Raw genomic sequence first — 21,332 nt, 5'->3', positions numbered from 1 at the left:
GGGTTAAACATCATCTATTATCTAAAAGAAGATTTAAAATACATTCAATCTTTTTTAATAAAAGATAAACAAGGTTATCGGGTGAAAAAACTACATCCTATGTATAAATATTTAATAAAAAAAGAAAACTAACAACTTTATAACACTTTACTAACAGTTTTATGACACTTTACTAACAGTTTTATAACACTTTACTAACGGTTTTATAACAGTTTGACTTTGAAAATAATCTATATAAACATTAACTCATTTAAGGAGTGATATTTGATATTTTATATCGATAATGATAATGATACTCGATATTTGATATTATCGAATTATCATTTTTCATATCATTATTATTTATCGATATCATAAAAACCTCTTTTTGAGGTAATTTTATTTTTTAATTTATTTCAATCATTAAATCAACTTTAATTTTTAAATTAATTGCCTTTCCAAGTATTACTATATGTATTATTAAAAAACAAAAGATGAACGCGCTGAAGCGCTTATTAATCAAATAAAAAATCTTTTAGAGTTATAATAGTTTATATATTTAAAATAATTTATAAAGATAATTGGTGTTAAGATGCAAAAATTAAAACAAAAAATTAAATTATTACAAAAAATTATTAAAAAAATTAAAAAAATTGATAAAAAGATTGTTTTTCATTTAGTCAACCAATTCAATCAAACTCTTAATTTAACCACCATTTTAAAAACAATTCAAATTAAAAGAAGCACTTATTATTATTGGTTAAAAGTGAAAGCTAAACTAAAAGAAAAAGAAGAAAAATACCTGTTACAACAAAAAAGAATTAAAGCTTTATGTCTCCATTATCAATATTTTTATGGTCATCGAAAAATCACTGATTTATACCAAAAAACCTTTAACGAATTCATCACCAAGAAAAAAGTTTATCTCATCATGAAAAAAAACGAAATTAGTTGTCGTTTAAGAATCAAAAAAAATTTTACTTACCGTAATTTAAAAAATAATCTCCAAATAATTCCTAATTTAATCAATCAAGATTTTATGGCTACCAAACCCCTCCAAAAACTCTTTACTGACATCACTTATTTTAAAACTAATCAAGGTTTTCTCTATTTTTCTTGTATTATCGACTCTTTTAACAATCAAATCATCGCTTTTCATACTTCAAACCAACAAAATAAAGATTTAGTTTTAAATACTATTAAAAAACTTCCAAAAATTATTAATCCTTGTATCATTCACTCCGATCAAGGAAAAGTTTATCAATCGCTCAAAATTCAAAAAACTTTAACGAAAAAAGGTTTTTTAATCAGCATGTCAAGAAAAGCCGCCCCTCGTGATAACGCGGTCATTGAGAACTTTTTCGGCCAAATGAAAACGATCTTACAACATCAAAATCCATTTTTATTTCAAAAATCTCCTGATAAAATGAAAAAATTAATCAATCATTTTCCGAAATTTTGGAATACTAAGTGGATTTTAAGTAAATTAAACCATTCAACTCCATCTCAATATATTCAAAATCTAAGATAAATTTTTAGTTGAATTAATATAAAATAATATAACCTTGAAAAAGGTTACTTTAGTGCGCTTTTTTATCCCATCAAATGATGACTTTTAAAGAAAATGAGCTTTTTGTTTATTTTGTTGACGAGTTTTTAACTTTTTTTACCTAACTATATAGTGAGTAAGCAAAAATATTAAAAAAAATATCTTTTGAAATTAACGAATTATGAAAAAAAGTTTACACACTTTTAATGTTAAAAAATATTTCTTTAATTTGAAAAGATAGGAAGTTATCAATTAATTTTTAGGCTTAAAGAGCAATTTTAAAATAAAAAGTTGTATGAAAAAATGGAACAGCTCAATGGGTACAACAAGGCCTTCATATCGAAGCTCTAGAAGAAACCATTAAAGCTTTAGAAAACGTCTCTAGTAAATATCTCGAAGAAAACGCCGAACTCCGTCATGAAATCAATAAACTTAAAGAACAAATCAAAGACGAACAAAAAGCCCATGAAGTAACTAAAATAACCTTAGAAGATAATAAAAATAAATTAACCAAAAAAACAAAAAAATTTGACGAACTTGATGAAAATTTTAAAAATCAAAAAATTAACCTTATCGCCGCAATTCAACCTTTAAAAGCTTGTATTAAAGAAGATGTAAGACAAAGAATTAATAGCGCAAAGGAAAAAGTCAATAAAGTAACTTCTTAGTTCAAAAAATGGTTTTAATTAAAATTCAAAAGTCAAATGTGTTAAAATGTTGGTATGTTATAAATTACCCGAAAGGAACTAATCATGTTTAATATTAAAAAAATCATTAAATGGTTTTTTATTATTTTAGGGATACTTCTTTTTTTATTTATTGGTTTTATTGTTTTAACCGAAATGGGAATCATTAAATTACCAGAATTACCAAAAAAAGAAATTCCCAGCATAAAAGAAACCGTATTCGAAAATATCGAAGAATGGGATTACGTTAATAGTGGACTTAAAATGATTAAAGCCAAGTATACCTTTGATGGACTTAATGGCATTGGCTATTATCAACAACAACTCGCTAACAAAGATAACATCAATTTTTATGAATTAGGAACCATAAAAGACCGCCTTGAAACCCAAAAAGAACCCCCTAACTTAGTTTGTTACATCAAAGATCGTCATCCTTTCGACCGTTGGAATAACAGAGGGTTAACTTATGAGGAAACCTCCGTGAATGGATTCGAACATGCTCAATTTGATATGAAAGATGACAGTCATTTGTATTCAAATATCAATTTCGAAGAACAATTTAAAAAAGACTCAGGCGGTAACTGTTTAATCCTTAAATATAAAGGCCCAAAAGACTTGATAGAAAAAGACAAAGACTATTACCTTGGCCGCGCTCGCGTCGATGATTCCAATTTCAAATTAACCGATTTCCATCTCCACTTCAACCCAAAAAGAAAAACTTTATCTCTTTACCAAAATAAACATAATAACGATAAAGTCAAGGAAGCCGAAAATAATAAAAGAACCAGCGATGACTGGTGATAAAAATTTTAACAACTTACAATATGTTAAAATTAAAGGAATCAAAATCAAAGGAGATTTAATTAATGTTTAAATTAAAAAAACATTTACTATTATTTAATATTATTTTATTTATTATTTTAGGATTATTTTTAATAAATAATAGTAATCAAGTGAGGGCTATGGAAGGTTTATTTCATGAAGAAATTCAAGAAATTACAGAGACAGAGTCAGAAGAAAATGAAGAAATAACACATAATATAAGTAAAACAAATATTATAAGTAAAGAAAAATTTGTGTCTTTACATGAAATAGGGCATGCTGTAGTTGCTTTTGAATTAAGTCAAAGACATAGAGAATATCCAAATCTCATAAAACTTAAAGGAATAGAATTAAAACAGGATGATGAAACAATTGATGGTAGCACCGATTTTTCTTTTGATAGAGACAATTTGTTTGGACATTTATTTGCATTATCTGTTTATTATGGCGGGTTAGAAGCGGAAAAAACTATCAAAACACCTATAGAAGAAATTAAAAATAGAGGTCAACATGATGAACAAGATATCGAAAAAACAGCTCAATATATCACAGAAAGAGGATGGTTTTTAGGAGATTTTTATTTATCAACAGATTCTTTAGAAATAAGAAAAAATAAAATAAAAAATATTGCTCAAACAAAAACACAAGAAATAATTCAACAATATCAAGAATTTTTATCTCCTCTTGCTGATGAATTATTACAAAGAGAAGTTATTGGAATTGAAGAATTTCAAAAATTACTAAAAGAATTAATTATTCAAAGAAAACCTTCTCAAAAACCAGAACAACTAGAAACAATTGAAAAATCAAATTATAATCATAAAAAAACTAAATGTGATTGTGTTATTTTATAAAAAATAGCTAACAAAAAAATAAATTGAATATAACATTATGTATCATAAATATTATTTCTAGTTTCAAAAATGAAAATTGAAAAGTTTATTTTTATTACACATTTAACAATTCAAAAACAATAAAAGGAGATTTAATTAATGTTTAAATTACAAAATCAATTTAAAATAATAAGAGTTTTTTTGTTTACTTTTTTGGGATTTTTGATTATTAATAATAATCAAGTGATGGCAATGGGTAATAAAAACAGTAATAATAATAGTGAAATTTCTAATGATAAAGAGTACGCCTTATATATACAAGCAGAAATTGCAATAAAAAGCGAATTAACAAATTTACAACTTAATAACGCAAAAAAATCAGAACTTTTGCATAAACAACAATTTATTACAACAGAAATCGAAAAATATAATAAAAGACAAAACAATAATCAATTATCAACAACTTATGGTGAACAACCAGAAAGTTCTAGACGAAATATCAGTTCTGCAATAAATGATGATGATGAAAACGAATTATCAGATGATGAACTTCAACCTATGAATTTAATAAAAAACAATTCTAAATGTCCAATTGATCAACCAGAAAGTTCCAAAAAGAACATTATAAAAAATAAAAAGGAGATTTAATTAATTATTAAATTACAAAATCAATTTAAAATAATAATTTTTTGTTTGTTTATTTTCTTAGGATTTTTTTTAATTTTTAATACTAAATGTTTGCATGCTTTTCCTGGTATAGATTTAGACGCAAGAAAAAATCAACTTGAAGAAGAAAAAAAATAATTTAGTGTTAGAATTAAACAATATTTTTAATAATATGAGTTTAGATTCTCAAACTCGTATAGATAGAATGTATGAAATTTCAGAAAAAATAGATACAATCCAAAACCAACTCCAAAAAATAAATAAACAAATTATTGCTCGAAACCAATACAATCTACAAAGACAAAATAATCAAAATCAACCAAATAATAACAGAAGACATTAAATAATTAAATTTTTTAATCACAAACCAAGACCCTTTTCAGGGTCTTTTTTTATTTAACAACACACCACCTCTTGGAAAGGAAACAAAAACTATGTTAATTAAAAAAATATTTCCATCTTTACCGAGTAATCTCATCTTTTTCATCATTATCTTACTTTCATTTATTCCAATTATAATCGTTTATTATGTCATTAAATTCTATCTTTTCACTGTCAAACTAAGTATTCACCAACTAAACAAAGGAATAATGGTTCAATTTTACCAATATTTAACCAAGAAGCAACCAAATCACCATGTGGTCAATTACTTACTGAAATGGACGGTTTCCACCAAACCAAAGGAATCGTAGTAATTGCAGCTACCAATAGAATAGATATTATAATGATGCCTTACTACGTCCAGGAAGATTTGACCGCAAAGTAACTGTTGGCTTGCCTGATTTAGAAGCAAGAGAAGCTATCTTAAAAATACATACCAAAAAGAAAAAAATAGCTACTGATGTTGATTTATTACAAATAACTAAAAGAACTCCCGGTATGTCAGGCGCAGAACTTGCAGCTATTGTAAATGAAGCTACCATCTTAGCTACTAAAAATAAACAAGAATCCATTACCATGAAAGATTTAGAAGAATCTATTGATAAAGTTAGTATGGGTCCTGCCAAAAAATCACACAAAACTGAAGAAAAAGAAAAAATCATGACAGCTTATCACGAAGCAGGGCATGCCGTTATTGTAATGAAACACCCTCATTCAGAATCCAAAGTAAGAACCATTATAATTACTCCAAGAGGAGGAGCTCTAGGTTATGTGTGGCACACTTCTGATAAAGAATATTTTAGTCAAACCGAAGATAAATTAAAATATGCTATAGTTTGCTCTCTAGGGGGAGCAGCAGCCGAAGAACTTTTTTGTAAATCTAGAACAAATAGAGTTTATTCAGATCTAAAATCAGTTACTCGCATTGCTTTTGGGATGGTTGCTTATTCTGGAATGAGTCCTTTAGGATATATTAATTTTGAACATTGTTCAGAACAAACTCGTTATCAAGTAGACCAAGAAGTTAAAAAAATAGTTGATGAATGTTATAAAACATCCAAAGAACTTTTAATAACTAATAAAACATTAGTTGAAAAAATAACCAAAGCTTTATTAGAAAAAGACAACCTCAACCAAAAAGAAGTTTATGCTTTAGATGAAAAAAATCAAACTCCAACAAAATCCAAAGCAAAAAGTAAACCAAAAAGAACAACAAGCAAATAAAAAATAAAAGAGTCCTTTTGGGACTCTTTTTTTGTTATATATTATATAAAAAAAGGGGGTATTATCAAAAATCAAAAAAACAAATTAGGATTTGCTGTAAGATCATATTTTTTAGAAGCTTTAGTAATTTGGTTCTGATAATACGCTGCAATACCTATCATAGCAGCTTGATCAGTACAATATTGCAAACTAGGAAAAATAACTTCCAAGTTAGCAAAAGATGTCATAAACTTTTGTCTTAAACCAGAATTAGAAGCAACTCCACCAGTAACAATTAATTGTTTAGAACGATATTTGGTTAAAGCTCTTTTAGTTTTTTCATATAAAACATCAATAACACTAGCTTGAAAAGAAGCGCACAAATCAGGAATGTTGATATCTTTTAGGTTTTGTTTCATCACTAAATTTACCAAAGTGCTTTTGAGTCCTGAAAAACTAAAATTCAGATTATCATTTTTTAAATAAGGACGCACCAAATGATAAGTGTCTTTTCCTTGTTGGGCTAATTGATCAATCAAAGGTCCTCCAGGATAAGGCAGATTGAGGTTTTTAGCAATTTTATCATAAACTTCTCCTACTGCATCATCAAGAGTAGTGCCAAGAGGTTTTATTTGGAGGTGGTCCGTAAGATAAAAAAGATCGGTGTGTCCTCCAGAAACTAAAAGCACTAAGGCAGGAAAATTAATTTCATGTTCAATTTGAGCAGAATAGATATGCCCTAATAAATGATTTACTCCCAAAAGAGGCTTTTGATAAGTGTAGGCAAAAACATTAGCGGCGTTAATGCCAACTAGCAACGCACCTACCAAACCAGGTCCTTGGGTAACTGATACTAAATCAATTTCTTGGGGGGTAAGTTTCGATTCTTTAAGGGCTTGTTGTAATGCCAAAGTCATAAATTGAATATGTTTTCTAGAAGCTATTTCAGGGACTACTCCACCAAAAATTTGATGATCTTTAATTTGGGAAAAAACTACATTAGAAATTACTTTTTTACCATTTTGAGTAACTGCACAACTCGTTTCATCACAACTAGTTTCGATTGATAAAATATTCATATAATTTCCTTTTTACAATTTTATTTTTACATTAATAAATATAGTTTAAAATAATTAAGTTATCTAAAAATGAAACAGTTAGGGTTTTTAAAAAGAAGGTTGATACCATTGATTATTTTCAATTATTTTAACTGCATTTTGATCTAATTGGTTTTTCCATTCTAAAATAGTTTTGGTTTGTATTATTTGGTTAGGCAAAATATCTGCTAAGGGAGCAAGGACAAAAATTCTTTCTAACATATAGGGATGAGGAATAGTTAATTTAGGAGTTTTGCAAGTGTGATTACCCAAAAACAATATATCTAAATCAATAGTACGCGGTCCCCATAATTCCAGTCGTTTTCTTTTAAGTTTCATTTCTACAGATAATAAAAAATCTAAAAAAAGTAAGGGAGGTAGGAAAGTTTTGATAAGAGCAGCAGCGTTTAAAAATAAAGGTTGGTCTGTTTTTCCCCAAGGAAGAGTTTCATACAAAGGAGAAACTTTCAAAAATTCGCATTGAGGATGCAAATTAATCATTTTTAAAGCAGTTTGTAAATTATTCTTTTTAGCTCCCAGATTACTACCAAGTCCTATGGCTGCTACATGGTTATTAAGTTTCATTGTTTTATACCTTCTTTACTTGGGTATAGTTATAAAAAATAGAAAAATGTTTGCAAAATATTTGTTTTTAGAAAAATATTTGATAAGTTTGACAAGTCATAAATTCTTTTTTTAAAAATGTGTTTTATTTGCGTTTTTTATGTTGCAAAAATTAATGTTTTTCATTATTTTAAAAGGGATAATTTTAAAATATATTTAGGATAACAATATTTATATTTTTTTCATTAAAGTATCTGCTAAAAGCAAACTATTTTTATTCATTTTGACATTATGCACTCGAAAAATCGAAGCTCCTTTAGTTCTTAACAAAAAATTAGCAGTAGCAGTAATGGCATCTAATGATTCTACTTGCAAAAGGCTTTCAGTTGGAATTATTGCTTTAAGAAATATTTTACGTGAAAGACCTACCAATATGGGCAGTTCCATTTTAGTTAATTGCTCAAATTCTTTTATAATATCAAAGTTTTCATCAATGTTTTTTTCAAAACCAAACCCAGGGTCAATTACTATTGCCTCTGTTGCAATTTGGGCTTGTTTGGCAATTTCTAAGGAATGATTTAAAAAATAAAATTGGTCTTGCAAGGAATTAGAAAGTTTTTTGCGATTTCTGCCTGTATGCATAATACAAACACCTGCATTTAATGAGGCAATTGTTTGTGCCATTTGAGGATTTTGTTGCAAGCCACAAACATCATTGATAATATGAGCTCCTGCTTTAATGGCTAATTTAGCGGTTTGAAAATGATAAGTATCAACAGAAATAATGGCTTTAGGATGACGTGATAATTCTTTAATAACAGGCAAAATGCGTTTTTGTTCTTCTAAAGGAGTAATTGGGATTGCTCCTGGACGAGTAGATTCGCCTCCAATATCAATGATATCAGCACCTTCTTTGAGACAACGAAGAGCATGATTAACTGCTTTTTGAGTAGTAAAATGTTGGTTTCCATCTGAAAAAGAATCAGGAGTAACATTAATAATTGCCATAATTAAGGCTTTATGAGAAATTTCAATTTGGCGGTTATGAGCCAGTTTCCATATTTTAGGGTGTTTGGAATAGAAATTAATTGTTTGATTGTTAAGTCCCATCATAAACTTGGTTACCTTTATATCTATGTTTTATAATTTTAAGAATTGGAATAAAGTTATTTTGCCGAAAGATGTTTATTATTAAAGAGGATTGCCAAAAGACACAAAAAATGTTTTTTCATCAATTCATTTTAGAAAAAAATAATAAGGCTAGGGGGGTTATTAAAATAGATATTTTTATAACAAATTAATCTTTTTCTAAAATAAATGTCAAGGAAAAAAAGAAAAGACCGTGCTGATACGGTCTTCGCTTATTTGAAAATTAAGTATTGAAATAAATAAGCAATTTATATAATTTAAAATTTTAAAGTAGCTTAAAATTGAAAATAGTTATTACTTGAAAATCACAAATAATAAAAATAGCAAAACAATATTATGGTTTTTGTATTTTATATTTTATCTGTAATTTTTTTTCTTTAGTTTGGAATTCAGAAGGAAAAACTTTAGAAGCATAAATGGTAAATTGAACAATAATTTTTTTTAAATTACCGTTTTGATCAATAATAACTGGTTTATTTTTATTGTCATAAGAAACAAAACTTTGTTGAGGTTGTTCTTTGTATTTCCATAAAATCTGAACATTAAAAAAATCTTTTAATTGTTCGTGTAAATCAAGGTTTTCAAAAAAATAATTAATATCTAGTTTGGTATTTTTTCCGTTTATAAAAGTTAATTTGTCATTTTGAGTTTTTAGAGTAGCTTCTTGTTCAAAAATAACTCTATCTGTTTGTTCTGTTGTCATTAAAAAACTATGTTCTGCAGGAACTAAAAATTTTTTATTGGTGTCGTGAAGATCTGTGGGTTTGGAAACTGACAATTCTGCAGGAGCAGCAATTTTTAATCCAAAATTACTATCCTTTTTTAATTTATGCCAATCTTCTATAGCATAAGCGATGGTTGTAATAAAAAAAATTAATACTAAAACCAAAAGTATTTTGAAAAAAAGTTTTTTTCTTTGGTAAAATATAGACACTTATTTGGTTCTTTCTAACATCAAGGATATAAAAATATAATGTAACTAAAATATAGCTACAATTTTATTGTATCTTAAAATAGCCAAAAAGATAATCAAAAAGATTGTTTAAGTGTTTTTTAAAGTTGGTTTTTAAAAGTTTTTGGGATAAAAAGTTTTGACTGTTCTAAAACTTTAAACAAAATAAGGGATTAAAAAATAATGCATTCCATTATAAGTTAATCTGTAATTTCGTTAAGATAAAATCCAAATCCTTTATAGCCAATATGAGCTGCTACTACAGGAGAAATAGCACCATAAAGAGTAGCTTTAATTTGGGGGTTAGCTAAGTTTGTGATTTGTGCTAAAAGTTCTTTGGCATCTTTGTCATCATCTACATAAATAACTTGAATATCAAGTTTATTATTTGCAGTTTTGTGTTCTAATATTTTTTTAAGACAATAATTAAAACAGTTTTTTAAGTTTCTTACTTTTTTTTCAATTGATAACACTCCTTGTTGAAATTTTAAAATAGGATGTATTTTCAAAAGATTGCCAATTAAAAATCTAAATTTGGAGATACGTCCATTATAAGCTAATATTTTTAAATTATTAACAGTGCATAATAAAAAGCCTTTTAGTTTTTCTTCATTGATTTTATCAGTGATTGTTTGAGGGCAAACATCAGGGTTTTGAGTAAGCCAATCATTGATTCTTTGTAAGAAAAAATAAACTCCAGGACCAATATTTTGAGTATCAATAACAGTAATATTAGGATTGTTAAGCATTTTTTTAGCTAAAAGAGCACTATTATGAGTACCACTTAGTTTACTGGATAAAGTTAAACAAATAACGTGGTTATATCCTAAGTCAAATTGTTCCTTGAAAGCTTTAATAAAAAGCTCTGGATTGGGTTGGCTGGTAGTTACTTTTTGTTTGTTTTCAATAAAATTTATTAAAGTGGTATTGTCAATGGCACCATCCATATAGCTAGTTTCTCCAACAATTAATGTTAAAGGCACTACTGAAATATCTTCAAAAAAGTTTTTGCCATAAGTATTTCCGCAAGTAGAATCAACTACAATGCCTAATTTTCGTTTATTCATTTATTTGTTTCCTTTTCGTCTTTGATTGGTATATTTGGTTTGGGGGTTGAGGTTATTTGGGATTGTTTTATTTTATAAAATGGGGTTTTATTTTGTATTTTGAAGAATTTTTATTTTAATTAATTCATAAAAATAGCTAAATATTCTTTAAGTTTTTCTTGTTCGTTAGTTTGAAACATCATCCCTTCTAAAGCAATAGAAATATTTCCTGTTTCCTCAGAGACAACAATTGTCATACTATCTGTAGTTTCGCTAATCCCTAAAGCTGCACGGTGACGCGAACCAGTTTTTTTGTCTAAGGAATCAGCTGATGAAGACAAGGTAAAATAGGCACTAGCGCACAAAATTTTATCTCCTCTAATAATAACTGCTCCATCGTGTAAAGGTGTGTTGAGAGCAAAGATGTTTAATAACAATTCTTTAGAAACATTACCATCAATTAAGATAGCTTTTTGGGCGTATTGTTCCAAAGTATTATTTTTTTCAATCGTAATTAAGGCTCCTATTTTACGAGAAGCAAGTTCTAAAGTAGCTTTAATAATTTCTTTTTGGGTATTATCTCCACCCATAAAAAAGTTTTTTCGTTTGATGTTCCAATGCTTAGACCAATTATTAAAAGCAACTCTTAAATAAGGAGCTTTGATGATGATGATACTAGTTAGAATAAAATTTAATAAACAATCATAAATGTTTTCAGAAATATCTAAACTAAGATATCTTTTAAAAATAGGTTCAACAAAAGTATCATGGTAGCTTTTCAAACAATAAACAAGGGAAAATAACAGCAAAAATAAAAATACCATATTTAAAACTTGATATTTGCGTAAGAAAAAATGAAAAACAATAAAGATACACAAAAACAAAAAAACTGTCCATAAAGGAGAAGTGCCAAACATAGAAATTCCTTTCAAAAATGATTATGATTGATAAATTGAAAAATTTGGGAGGCGAAAAAGGGGCGATATTAGAAAGCAAAACAATCAATTTATAATTAATTTTTAGCAAGCAAAAACCAAAGCAAACCATTTTATTTTGAAATAATAAATTTTGAAATAATAAAATAATACAAGGATAAAATAATGAAATTAGTTAATACAATTTATAATAATTGTTTGTGTTTTTGAATAAAGATTTTTTTAGCCCATATCATAACTAATGAATAAATAACTACTAAAAATAACAAAAAGGAAAAAATTGTAGGTTTTTCAAAAATTGATTTATCTAAATTAAGGGCTTGACTTACAATAGGCATTAAAGGAAGGAAAGTAGTAATTACCAAACCTAAACAACAACATGCCATAATAAGGAAAGAAGGAAGGTTTTTTTGATTGTTTTTAGCAATAATTTTGTCAGTTCGCAGCAAGAAAAGGGTTAATGTTTGTGACCACATTGAAAAAATAAACCAACTAGTTTGAAATAATTGTGGACTTTGGGATAAGTTTTTTAAAATAAATTTCATTCCAATTAAAAAAGCCACATCCAATAAAAAAGAAAAAAAACCAAACCATAACATAAAACTTTTAATAATTGCAAAATCCCATTTGCGTGGTTTTTGTAAATAAATATCATCAACATTATCAAAAGGAATAGCAAAACAAATCAAATCATAGATAAGGTCTAAAAATAAAACTTGTAAAACTATCATAGGTTGAAAATTAAGACATAAACTAGCAAGCAAAATACTGAGGGAATTGGCAAAATTAGAAGATAGAGTAAATTTAATGTATTTAAGGGCGTTAGTATAGGTTTTTCTTCCTTCTAAAACTCCTTGTTCTAAAACGATAAGTTGTTTTTCTAACAAAATAATATCTGCAATTTCTTTAGTAATTTCAGCACCACTATCAACACAAATACCTAAATTAGCTTGTTTCATAGCAGAAGCATCGTTAATTCCGTCACCCATAAAAGCAACGATATTGCCTTTTTGTTTAAAAACAGATACAATTCTTGCTTTTTGTTCGGGGGATAATTTAGTAAAAAGATTAGTTTTTTGAGAAGCTTCGTAAAGAGCATCATCACTTAAATTATCGATGATACTTCCTTGAAGACAATAAGTTGTTTGAATATTTAATTTTTGGGCAATAGCTTTGGTAAGAATATCGTTGTCCCCTGTAAGGATTTTAACAATAATACCTTTTTGTTGCAAAGAGGCAATAGTTTGGGTTGAACTTTCTTTAATAGGGTCTAAAAAAGTAAGTAATCCGATTAGAACCATTGATTTTTCTTCAATTTGTCCAGGAGTAAAACAGGGTTGTTGTTTAGGATTTGAGATAAGTTTTTGGGCTACTCCAACTACGCGATAACCTTTTTGATTATAAGTTATGGTTTGTTTCAGGACTATTTGTTTGCTTTGGTCACTTAAAGGAACAACTTTGCCTTCAAGTTCTACATGATCACAAATAGCAAGTATTTCTTCAATTGCTCCTTTAGTAATCATTTGTTGTTTTTGGGAAACATCTTGTATTACTACACTCATTTTTCTTCTTTTAAAATCAAAAGGAATTTCATCAATTTTGGTAAATTGCTCGGTGATTCCTTGTAAAGAAGGATGTAGAGTTTGGGCATTATTTGTTTTGGTAATAATGGCTTTATCAATTAAACTTTTAAGCCCTGTTTGAAAAAAACTATTCAGATAGGCATGACGCAAAACACGGATATCTTCGTTGCCATTAAGGTCTAAGAAATTTTCCAAAAAGATTTGGTCTTCGGTAAGGGTTCCTGTTTTGTCAGTAAATAAAATATTCATTGCTCCAAAACTAGAAATAGCATTTAGGTTTTTAACAATTACTTTGCGCTTGGATAAAGCAACAATTCCTTTAGAAAAAGAAGTAGCAACAATTAAGGGAAGCATTTTAGGAGTAAGTCCAAAGGCAATAGTAAGAGCAAAAAGAAATGATTGTAATAAAGTATTTTGAGGTTTTTTAAAGTTGAATAAAAATACTAAAGGCGCCATTAAAAAAATACATATCATAAGTAATTTAGCAACGGCATTAATACTTTGATCTAAGTGTGAAAGGGATTTTTTTTTAGTAATTTCCTGGCTGATATTACCTAAATAAGTATCTTTTCCGGTGACTAAAACAATACCTGTAGCATAACCAGAAATAACAGTTGAACCTGCTAAAACTAATTTAGGATCGTCTAAAATAGTTTCACTTTGTAAAAAAGCACACGCCATTTTTTCTACTGGTTCTGATTCACCAGTAAAAGTAGTAGTTTTTACAAAAAAATCTTTAGTTTCTAATAATTTAATATCAGCTGGAATAATATCTCCTGCCGAAAGAATAACAATATCTCCTCTTACTACTTCTTCTAAAGCGATTTCCAATTTAGAATTATTTCGTTTAACTGCAGTTGTATTTTGCACCAAAGTTTTTAATTGAGAAGTAATTTTTAAATGTTTACTTTCTTGACTAAATTGGACAATGACAGAACCCAAAAACATTAAAATAATAGTTATAATAGTAGCATAACTTCTATTTTCTGGACTGGGAGTAAGAACATCATTAACCAAAGAAATAAGAGTTAAAATTAATAAAACAATATTAAAAGGAGTAATTGCAATTTGGAGTAATTGTTTAGTAAAACTGGTTTTTATTTCTTGGGATAAAATATTTTTACCATACAAACCTTGATGCAACATTACTTGATTTTGATCTAATCCTTGCAAAGAAGAATTAAGGTTTTGTAGAGTTTGTTCTTGGGATTTTTGACTCATAGTTTTTAAAAAATCAATTGTTTCTTGGCGTTTTAAATTTACTTTTTTCATATTAATCAATTCCTTTTTTGAGATTTTTAAAAGTTAAAAGTTAATCAAAAACAATTAAAAACTGAAACTTTAATAATTGATAATTAGGGTAAAATGTTAAATAAATGATATTAGTTTACAAAAATATTATAATATAAAAAGCTATGTTTATTATAGACAATAAGTTTTTTTGGTAGTTTTTTGGGGGGTTGTGTTAGTTTATATATACTATTATATTTGTTTTATAATTATTATTTTATGTAATTGGTTATCTTAATTATGGATTATTAATAAATAAATTAGTTTTGGTTGTTTTTTATTATACAATGACAACTAATTAACTACTATTTTATATATTCCAAATACACAAAAAACACCCTATTAAAGGGCGTTTAAGTTATCTATTATAATATTCAACTATTAATTGTTCGTTAATATCTGGTAAAAATTCGTTTCTTTGAGGGTATCTTACATATTTACCCACTAATTCTTTATCTAAAGAAACATAATCTGCGCGAACAAACTTACTATTTACAGCTTCTTGGACAATATTTAGATTTTTAGATTTTTCTCTTAAAGTAACTGTTTGCCCTGGTTTTAAACGATAAGAAGCAATATCTACTTTTTTTCCATCTACTAAAATATGACCGTGATTAGCTAATTGTCTTGCTTGAGCTCTTGTTTTGGCAAATCCTAAACGATAAACTACATTATCAAGACGAGATTCTAATAGTACTAAAAACATTTCACCATGAATCCCTTTTAGTTTGCTTGCATTATCAAAAGTTTTGCGAAATTGCTTTTCTGATACGCCGTAAGTAAAACGTAATTTTTGTTTTTCTTGCAATTGAAGCCCATAATCACTTAATTTAACTTTTTTTTGACCGTGTTGTCCTGGACCATAAGCTCTTTTGCGTAATTCTTTTCCAGTTTCTGAAACCGAATAATTAAGGCGTCTTGAAACTTTCCAAAGTGAACCTGTATAACGTGACATTTGTAAACTCTCCTTTTTTAAGGTAAGTTTGTGTAACCAAATAATTAATAATCGCCTGCTTTCTTTTCTTTCTTAAACAGCAAAGAATTACTTAGAAAAGCCTCTAAAAGGCAAGGGATTAGTTTAATTATTTTAGCTACATCTGTTTTACCATCACTAATATTTTATAAAAAAAAGATGAAATAGTCAAGTATTTTAGTGATTTTCTTTTAATTTTAGTTAATTTGGAAGATGTTTTTTTATTTATAGTTAGTTATTTGGATATAAAAACCCCCAAACTAAGTAAATAGTTTGAGGTTGTAATTATAAATGATATTTTATTATTTTGCAGTTAATGAATTATTTTTTATATTTTGTTTTGATTCTAATTGTTCTTCTAATAATATTTTTTCTTTTAACAATTTATTATTAGGTAAATAAACAAATAGCAAATAGCAACTAACTATCAATACAAAAAGAATAAAATCATAATACATCAATAAATAATTTATCTTGGGAAATATTTAATGTTTATGATGAACCTTTATTAGAAGGCACAATATATAATTATATAAGAGGATATGGAGCACATTTTATTTCTGTATTTTTTTCTATTATTACATTGTTTTTATTTGGATTACTTATGTTAAGGCAAGAATTACTTTTTAAATGTTTGTTTGTGGCTTGCTATTTTGTTATAGGTTTATTGGCTTTTAGGATATATGTAGCTGTAGAAATGTTTGAACATAAACGCTATTATCCTTTAAAAAAAGAAGAAATAAAAAAATTACAAATAATAGGTGTTTTGCCAAAAGATATTAATCAAATTTTAAAAAAGACTTTATTATTCAATTTTGATAAATTGGAAATAATTGTAGAAGCTATAATTAATTCTATATTTTATATCATTTTAATTTGGCTTTTTGTATTTATACCTAAAAATATAAAATGGTTTACAAATATATCTGATTTTTTTTATTATTTATCTTTAATAATGATATCTTTTGTTTGGGCTTTTATCATTAGATATTTATTAAACAAAACAATTATTAATAAATTTATGAAATTATATCAAAAACAATTATTTAAATAATCATTTATCATATCTTAAATTTCAATCAATAATGAAGGCTAACTTTTTGAAAGTTAGCCTTTTAATAATAACAAATAAATTATAACTAAATATCTTATATTATGTAGTTTAAACTTGTCTTACTTTTTCCATTTTTTTCAAAAAGAAAATAACGGTTCCTACAATAATCAAATAAATAATAGAAGAAATATAATAAGGTTTAGGGCTTGCAACACTACTATACAAAGCATTAGAAGCACAAGCAATATCAATAATTCCACCTAACATACTAAAAACAACACAATCTTTTAAATTAATAATAAACTCATTTAAAATAGGAGTTTGTGATCTTTTAATAGCTTGGGGCAAAACAATATAGCGCATTGTTTGAGTATGTGTCATTCCCAAAGACAAGGAAGCCTCAATTTGTCCTTTATCCAAAAAGGAAATATTTTTAGTAATAATTTCTGAAATATAGCCCATAGTATTTAAAATAATTACCATATAAGCAGCAAACATTGGAGTATACCAAGTAGCATTTTGGAAAAAACCAAACTCTTTTAAGAAAAAATAACTCACAAAAGCTTGCACTAACATAGGAGTACTTTTAATAATCCATATATAAAAATTAATAATTCTACATCCTATTTGATGCAAATAATAAATTAAAAAATGACTTTTCTTTTTGGTAATATTTAACACTTGGAAAAGAACTAACAATAAAGATAAGACAAATCCTCCAAAAGTGCCATAAATCCCAAATTTAAGAGTTGTTAAAATACCTCTTTTATAAAGAGAAAAGTTATTTTTAAAAATAGACCATATATTTAATGTATCTTTTTCTGAGGTTTGTTTATACATGAATTCTTTTCTTTTATCTGAGGTAAGTTCTTTTGTTAAAAAATCTTCAATGTCTTCTTTGGTAATTTGTTTGTTGTTAATAAATTCTTTGTTAATGTCTTTTTGTTTTTGAAATCCAATAGCAAGTATTCCAGCGGCTTGTTTTATTTCTTTATATAAAGCTGTTTCTTTATCTTTTTCGATGATTTGAGCTTGTTTTGTTTCTTCATCTTTTTTTATTTTATTATCTAAAATTATTTCTTTTTTAATTTCTATTTTATCTAAATTATTATGAGATTGTAAATGTTTTTGGGCAACAGTTGCATCAGCTAAATAAAAATATTTGGAATCTGTTTGAACTTTTTGAGCTTGAAAATCAAAATTGTCAATTCCTTCTACTTCATTTCCTTTTAATGTTTTTGCTATTTGTTCGTAAAAAGTTCCTCGTTGATATAACATTTTTCCAGGTAATTGAATTTTGTCATTAACTATAAATTCACCCTTATTAGGATTATTTTTATTTATAACAATAACATAAAATTGATCTTCATCATAATAAGAATTATCAGTAAAATCAATTTGGTATTGTCTTTCTTTTGTTTTACTCATCCCTGCAATAATTAAATCAATATCTCCATTTTGACAAGCAGGAATTAAACTATCAAAATCTATTTTTTTAATTACTAATTTAATTTTTTTATCATACTTTGCATTTAAATAATCAACTAATTCTTTAGCTACTAAAACATCATATCCAGCAACTAAAATATCACTTTCTTTACCATTTATTGTTAAAGGATGCCGGTCTTTTTTATCTTTATTATTAGAAAGATAATTATAAGGTTTATAATTGCATTCCATTCCTACAACTAAAGTATTTTCATCTTTGTTTTTAGTATTTTGAGGATAAAAATCATCATATAATAAAAAAGATACAATAATAGTTAAAATTGTTAAAAAAAGATATTTAGCTTTAAAATAATTCTTAATTCTTGAAAAAGATAACGTTAGCAAATGATTTTCCTTCCTATAAAACAAAAAACCTTCTTAAAAGAAGGTTTGAGAGAGACTTGATTAAAGCGCCTTTACTGTTAAAACAGCAAGAATATTATAGATATTTTCTATAATCTCATAATAAATTATTGCCATAATTATTATTCGGCGATGGTTACCTTTCTTATGCTTCACAGAATGCCTTCTTCACATAATACTCTTTTACACCGCTACCTCTTTTTGATTTTATATAAAATTTTATTTAGTAATCGAAACATATAATAAAAATTTATTATATAGTAAATTATAACATAATTTTTTAAACTGTTTCATTTATTTAGACAACTTAATATTTTAAGATGATGTAGTTTCTATTTTCATTTCATCTGCAATTGTAATTTTTTCATAATCACTTTTAGCAAATTCAATTTCATATTTAATATCAAAAACACCATCTTTTAAGATTTTATCTATTTTAATAAAGGTAATATTTTCATCTTTAATATCTTCTATATTGATATTTTGATTATGTTTTGTTTGTAATTCTTTTTTTATGGGTTCTTTAAGTTTGTTTCTAAAAGTATCTAAAAAAGAAATACTTTCAAATGTGGCATCTATAATTTATTTATAAGCTAACTTTAAATCTTGCATATCAATTTTTTTATCTTCTGGGAATGTTTCTTGTTGTTCTTTAGTTTTGGTAGTTATGTCTTCTTTAATTTGTTTTTTGTGATTTTTCTATAAGCTCTTTGATATCTTTTTTATTTTGGATGTTAGTTTCATATTGCAAATAAGAAAAAAGAAACAATAAAACTGTTGTAATACTTACAATCCAAAGCCAAAAAGTTTGATTAGACATTTTTTTAGGAGGCACATAGTTATTTTGAAAATGTTGCATATTATTTCATCCTTTAATATTTTATTTAAATGTGTTTATAATTTAGCTGCTTATAATTATTTTATATGAATTTCGAGTAATTAGCACATTTTTTGACAAAAAAAGAGGATTTAATCCTCTTTTTTTTATTTGATATTTGCAATATTAACGATTTTAAAGTTATCGATTAACTTATAGCAAGGTCTGAAAAAACAGGAACTTCGGTAATGCCACCAATAAAACTATTACCATCTTTATCAGTAATTTAATATTCAGATAATAAATTTAAGGTAGGTTTGAACTGTTCCAAAACTTTAGACACTTTTTGCTTTTTAAAAATTATTTAAGACTAACTATTAAGTTAGTCTTTTTTTCTTTTCAAAGACTAAAAAATAATTTCCTATCTTTTCTAAAAATATTTTTAGAAAGGAATTAAACGTTAAGAGAAAAATTATTTAAAGATTTTTTAAAAAGTAAAAAGAATTTAGAAATGCGTAATCAATTAATCGATTTACATTTGTCTTTAGTAAAAAAACTAGTTTCTAAATTTAAATATTATCCATGCGTACTTCAAAAACAAGATTTATACCAAGAAGGAGTTTTAGGATTGATCAAAGCTTTAAATAATTATGTAGATTTAGGTTATGACTTTATCGCTTATGCGACACCAACTATCAAATCAGAAATCAGAGAATTAATAAGAAGGAGTTTAACGTCATTAGATTAAATTTTGGAGTTCCTTTAGGAAATATCAACGAAGATTATCAACCTAGTTATTCCAATCAAGAAATCACCCAAATACTAAATTTAACCTTAAGACAAGTAGAAAATATTAAAAACATCGCCATCAATAAATTAAAAAAATAAAAAGACCCGAATAAGGTCTTTTTTTATTAAGAAAGGAAATATAAATGAAGTTGAATCCTAAAATTATTTTAATTATCTTAACTTTAACCTATATCGGTTTTATAATTACAAATCTTATGACGTTATTTTTTGATTTTAATTTAGGAATCAAAGCTAACACAACGATAAGTCTTATTTCGGATATTGTCTTTTTATTTTATTTATGGATTAAGGAATACAAAAATGCAAAAATTCATTAATTGGGTTGGTTGTAAAAAGAAATTATTACCACATCTTTTACCTTTAATTCCTAAAAAATTTAAAACTTATTACGAACCTTTTTAGGGAGCGGCGCTTTATATTTATCCTTAATGCCTAAAAAAGCCATTTTAAACGATAATGACACACAACTCATCCAAATATGGAAAAGTATTTTATATAATCCTCAAGATTTTTATAATAAAGCATTAGCTTTTGAAAACTTTATTTATCAATATCCCAAATCACAACAAAAACAACAAAAAGAAGCTTTTAAAACATTATTAAACCAATATAATCATTTATTAACAAAAAAGAAAAAAAGATTAACCAAAGCATCACTTTTCTTTATTTTAAGTAAATATTGTTTTCATGGCATTTTAAGATACAAAGATAATACATCCTTATATACAAATTTTGGTTATAAGTCTAAATATAAAACTAGCCTATTAAATTTAAATGATTTATTCTCCTTACAAAAACATTTTCAAAAAAATAAACATGTCTTGTTATGTATTGATTATCAAAAAATAATTGCCGTCACCAAGAAAGATGATTTTTTGTTTATCGATCCACCTTATTACAACGGCAAAAACATCACTATATCATCTTTTTACAAAGGAGTTTTTGGTTTTACTGAACAAGTGAAATTATTCAACTGTCTGGAAAAAGCTGATAAAAGAGGAGTTAAATGGTTATACACCAATTATGATACTCCCGAAATTAGAGCATTATTTAAAAATTATTACTTCCAAAGTATCAAATCTAGTAATACCC

20 protein-coding genes, 2 pseudogenes and 1 riboswitch are annotated in these 21,332 nt (G+C 26.3%); of the genes and pseudogenes, 12 read left to right on the top strand and 10 right to left on the bottom strand.

Features of this window, described 5'->3' with window-relative positions:
* The 9 genes and pseudogenes from OYV_RS05255 to OYV_RS00665 all read left to right on the top strand — a co-directional run.
* Nucleotides 1-132: pseudogene (locus OYV_RS05255) on the top strand (phase variable surface lipoprotein); the annotation flags it as partial.
* 439 nt (nt 133-571) lie between these two features.
* Nucleotides 572-1,510: an IS3 family transposase gene (locus OYV_RS00690; RefSeq protein WP_152550819.1), complete on the top strand. Its 939-nt coding sequence runs from the start codon at nt 572-574 to the stop codon at nt 1,508-1,510.
* 770 nt (nt 1,511-2,280) lie between these two features.
* Nucleotides 2,281-3,015: a hypothetical protein gene (locus OYV_RS00685; RefSeq protein ID WP_011160924.1), complete on the top strand. Its 735-nt coding sequence runs from the start codon at nt 2,281-2,283 to the stop codon at nt 3,013-3,015.
* Between the two features lie 65 nt (nt 3,016-3,080).
* Nucleotides 3,081-3,890, top strand: coding sequence for an SVM family protein (locus OYV_RS00680; RefSeq protein WP_011160925.1), 810 nt, complete (start codon nt 3,081-3,083; stop codon nt 3,888-3,890).
* A gap of 138 nt (nt 3,891-4,028) precedes the next feature.
* On the top strand, nt 4,029-4,517 hold the full coding sequence (locus tag OYV_RS00675; protein ID WP_011160926.1) for an SVM family protein: 489 nt from the start codon (nt 4,029-4,031) through the stop codon (nt 4,515-4,517).
* Nucleotides 4,518-4,562: 45 nt separating this feature from the next.
* A complete protein-coding gene (locus tag OYV_RS05250) occupies nt 4,563-4,673 on the top strand; it encodes a hypothetical protein (protein WP_236620248.1) in 111 nt (36 codons plus the stop codon).
* 4 nt (nt 4,674-4,677) lie between these two features.
* On the top strand, nt 4,678-4,878 hold the full coding sequence (locus OYV_RS05245) for a hypothetical protein (protein WP_236620247.1): 201 nt from the start codon (nt 4,678-4,680) through the stop codon (nt 4,876-4,878).
* Nucleotides 4,879-5,193: 315 nt separating this feature from the next.
* On the top strand, nt 5,194-5,301 hold the full coding sequence (locus OYV_RS05240) for a hypothetical protein (RefSeq protein WP_236620246.1): 108 nt from the start codon (nt 5,194-5,196) through the stop codon (nt 5,299-5,301).
* Nucleotides 5,302-5,309: 8 nt separating this feature from the next.
* Nucleotides 5,310-6,140 (top strand): hypothetical protein, encoded by an 831-nt coding sequence (locus OYV_RS00665; protein ID WP_011160927.1) that lies wholly within the window; start codon nt 5,310-5,312, stop codon nt 6,138-6,140.
* Nucleotides 6,141-6,211: 71 nt separating this feature from the next.
* Here OYV_RS00665 and tsaD read toward each other — a convergent pair whose 3' ends face one another.
* From tsaD to rpsD, 8 genes are all read right to left on the bottom strand, one after another.
* Complete coding sequence (gene tsaD / locus OYV_RS00660; RefSeq protein ID WP_042067687.1) at nt 6,212-7,198, bottom strand: tRNA (adenosine(37)-N6)-threonylcarbamoyltransferase complex transferase subunit TsaD; 987 nt, start codon at nt 7,196-7,198, stop codon at nt 6,212-6,214.
* A gap of 87 nt (nt 7,199-7,285) precedes the next feature.
* Nucleotides 7,286-7,801, bottom strand: a complete 516-nt coding sequence (folK, locus tag OYV_RS00655) for a 2-amino-4-hydroxy-6-hydroxymethyldihydropteridine diphosphokinase (protein ID WP_042067685.1) — start codon at nt 7,799-7,801, stop codon at nt 7,286-7,288.
* A gap of 210 nt (nt 7,802-8,011) precedes the next feature.
* Nucleotides 8,012-8,893 carry a dihydropteroate synthase gene (gene folP / locus OYV_RS00650; RefSeq protein WP_042067682.1) on the bottom strand — a complete coding sequence of 294 codons (882 nt, stop codon included), beginning with the start codon at nt 8,891-8,893 and terminating at the stop codon, nt 8,012-8,014.
* A 370-nt stretch (nt 8,894-9,263) separates the two neighbouring features.
* On the bottom strand, nt 9,264-9,863 hold the full coding sequence (locus OYV_RS00645; RefSeq protein WP_042067679.1) for a hypothetical protein: 600 nt from the start codon (nt 9,861-9,863) through the stop codon (nt 9,264-9,266).
* A gap of 218 nt (nt 9,864-10,081) precedes the next feature.
* Nucleotides 10,082-10,948 (bottom strand): DegV family protein, encoded by an 867-nt coding sequence (locus tag OYV_RS00640; protein ID WP_042067677.1) that lies wholly within the window; start codon nt 10,946-10,948, stop codon nt 10,082-10,084.
* Nucleotides 10,949-11,067: 119 nt separating this feature from the next.
* Nucleotides 11,068-11,859 (bottom strand): DNA integrity scanning protein DisA nucleotide-binding domain protein, encoded by a 792-nt coding sequence (locus OYV_RS00635; protein ID WP_042067674.1) that lies wholly within the window; start codon nt 11,857-11,859, stop codon nt 11,068-11,070.
* Between the two features lie 188 nt (nt 11,860-12,047).
* Nucleotides 12,048-14,717, bottom strand: a complete 2,670-nt coding sequence (gene mgtA / locus OYV_RS00630) for a magnesium-translocating P-type ATPase (protein WP_042067672.1) — start codon at nt 14,715-14,717, stop codon at nt 12,048-12,050.
* 376 nt (nt 14,718-15,093) lie between these two features.
* Complete coding sequence (gene rpsD, locus OYV_RS00625) at nt 15,094-15,690, bottom strand: 30S ribosomal protein S4 (protein ID WP_034172419.1); 597 nt, start codon at nt 15,688-15,690, stop codon at nt 15,094-15,096.
* A 715-nt stretch (nt 15,691-16,405) separates the two neighbouring features.
* Between rpsD and OYV_RS00620 the strand changes: the two genes are divergently transcribed.
* Nucleotides 16,406-16,762: a hypothetical protein gene (locus OYV_RS00620; protein ID WP_152550818.1), complete on the top strand. Its 357-nt coding sequence runs from the start codon at nt 16,406-16,408 to the stop codon at nt 16,760-16,762.
* A gap of 108 nt (nt 16,763-16,870) precedes the next feature.
* Here the strand turns inward: OYV_RS00620 and OYV_RS00615 are convergent, their stop codons facing one another.
* Nucleotides 16,871-18,595, bottom strand: a complete 1,725-nt coding sequence (locus tag OYV_RS00615) for an ABC transporter permease subunit (RefSeq protein ID WP_236620244.1) — start codon at nt 18,593-18,595, stop codon at nt 16,871-16,873.
* A 55-nt stretch (nt 18,596-18,650) separates the two neighbouring features.
* A riboswitch (Lysine riboswitch) is annotated at nt 18,651-18,821 on the bottom strand.
* A gap of 468 nt (nt 18,822-19,289) precedes the next feature.
* Nucleotides 19,290-19,472, bottom strand: a complete 183-nt coding sequence (locus OYV_RS00610; RefSeq protein WP_041624816.1) for a hypothetical protein — start codon at nt 19,470-19,472, stop codon at nt 19,290-19,292.
* A 469-nt stretch (nt 19,473-19,941) separates the two neighbouring features.
* Between OYV_RS00610 and OYV_RS00605 the strand changes: the two are divergent.
* Nucleotides 19,942-20,318: pseudogene (locus OYV_RS00605) on the top strand (sigma-70 family RNA polymerase sigma factor).
* A 350-nt stretch (nt 20,319-20,668) separates the two neighbouring features.
* Nucleotides 20,669-21,332 (top strand): DNA adenine methylase (locus OYV_RS04545; protein ID WP_236620243.1); only part of this gene is annotated, 664 nt, incomplete at its 3' end.

Source organism: 'Chrysanthemum coronarium' phytoplasma, assembly GCF_000744065.1.
Taxonomy (GTDB): domain Bacteria; phylum Bacillota_I; class Bacilli_A; order Acholeplasmatales; family Acholeplasmataceae; genus Phytoplasma; species Phytoplasma asteris.
Note: the sequence above shows the minus strand (reverse complement) of the source record. Positions and strands in the feature narration are given on the sequence as shown.